The following is a 1,497-nucleotide window of genomic DNA, read 5'->3' as shown; positions in this document are numbered from 1 at the left end:
GAATCATAAAGTTTTAAAAAGCATTTTTTATAAAGCAGTAATTGTATAACTTGTTCACATATTAATGGAATTTCCAATATAAACGTATACCACTATGAAGATAACTGTTGTAGGAGCAGGAGCCGTTGGCGCCACTTGTGCTGATAACATTGCAAGAAAAGAGCTGGCACGGGAACTTGTACTTTTAGATATTAAAGAAGGCTTTGCAGAAGGCAAAGCGATCGATATGATGCAAACAGCTGCACTTCTGGGCTTCGATACCAAAATTACAGGTGTAACAGCCGACTACAGTAAAACTGCCGGATCAGCCGTTGCCGTCATTACTTCAGGCCTGCCCCGTAAACCCGGGATGACCCGCGAGGAACTTATTGGCATTAATGCAGGTATTGTGAAAGGCGTAGCTGAAAACATCCTGAAATATTCACCTGACGCCATCATCATTGTGATCAGCAACCCAATGGATACCATGACCTATTTGTCTTTAAAATCTCTGGGTATCCCTAAACATAGAATTATTGGAATGGGTGGCGCTTTAGATAGTGCCCGTTTTAAATATTACCTGAGCACGGCACTCAACTGCAGTGCTAATGATCTTCAGGGTTTTGTTATTGGTGGCCATGGTGACACGACCATGATTCCCCTTACCCGCTTCGCAACCTATCAGAGTTTGCCAGTAACAGAATTACTGGATCAGGCCGTTTTAGATAAAGTAGCTGCCGATACTATGGTAGGTGGCGCAACCCTAACCGGATTATTGGGTACTTCGGCCTGGTACGCACCTGGGGCTGCAGGAGCTGCTTTAGTAGAAAGCATTGTCCGTGATGAAAAGAAACTATTTACCTGCTGCGTAGCCTTAGACGGAGAATATGGTCAGAAAGATATTTGTCTTGGTGTTCCTGTGGTGATTGGCCGCAATGGATGGGAATCCATTATCGACTATAAACTCAATGAAACTGAACAGGCTGCTTTTAACAAAAGCGCAGATGCAGTACGGAACATGAATAATGTTTTAGCAGAAATGAAACTGATCTAGGTACATGAGGGCAATACATGTTCCTTTGAAATTGATCAACTTACAAGACGACGGTTTCCATCTTTTGATGGAAATTGTTGTTTTTGGTGAGCCCCATCTCGCTGTCCTTGATACAGGTGCATCGAGATCTGTATTTGACAAAACATTACTGGAAAAACACCTTTCTGATGACCTTGCAGTTTCACAGGAAAATACAGATGAAAATTACGCAACCACCCTGTTCAGTACGTCAAGCACTTTAATGGCAACCATTCCGGTTTTAAAACTAGGCGGACTTAAATTAAAGAAATACGCAGCCGTAGGGCTGGATCTGGACAGCGTCAATGCCACCTATCAGCAAATGGGACATCCGGTTATTGCAGCTATTATTGGCGGCGATATCTTATTCGGGCATAAAGCTGTTATTAATTACAAGAAATTGCAGTTAAAACTGTATAAATAAAAAAGGCCGGTGAATTAAAATT

At 42.2% G+C, this 1,497-nt stretch carries 2 protein-coding genes; both read left to right on the top strand.

Translation table 11 applies throughout. The features are described from left to right. Positions 1 to 94 precede the first annotated feature (94 nt). Positions 95 to 1,033: a malate dehydrogenase gene (gene mdh / locus DBR11_RS24630; RefSeq protein WP_108555236.1), complete on the top strand. Its 939-nt coding sequence runs from the start codon at positions 95 to 97 to the stop codon at positions 1,031 to 1,033. Positions 1,034 to 1,037: 4 nt separating this feature from the next. Continuing rightward, positions 1,038 to 1,475: an aspartyl protease family protein gene (locus tag DBR11_RS24625; protein ID WP_108555235.1), complete on the top strand. Its 438-nt coding sequence runs from the start codon at positions 1,038 to 1,040 to the stop codon at positions 1,473 to 1,475. Positions 1,476 to 1,497: the final 22 nt, after the last annotated feature.

It is taken from the genome of Pedobacter sp. HMWF019, from assembly GCF_003061025.1.
In the GTDB taxonomy this organism is placed as follows: domain Bacteria; phylum Bacteroidota; class Bacteroidia; order Sphingobacteriales; family Sphingobacteriaceae; genus Pedobacter.
Note: the sequence above shows the minus strand (reverse complement) of the source record. Positions and strands in the feature narration are given on the sequence as shown.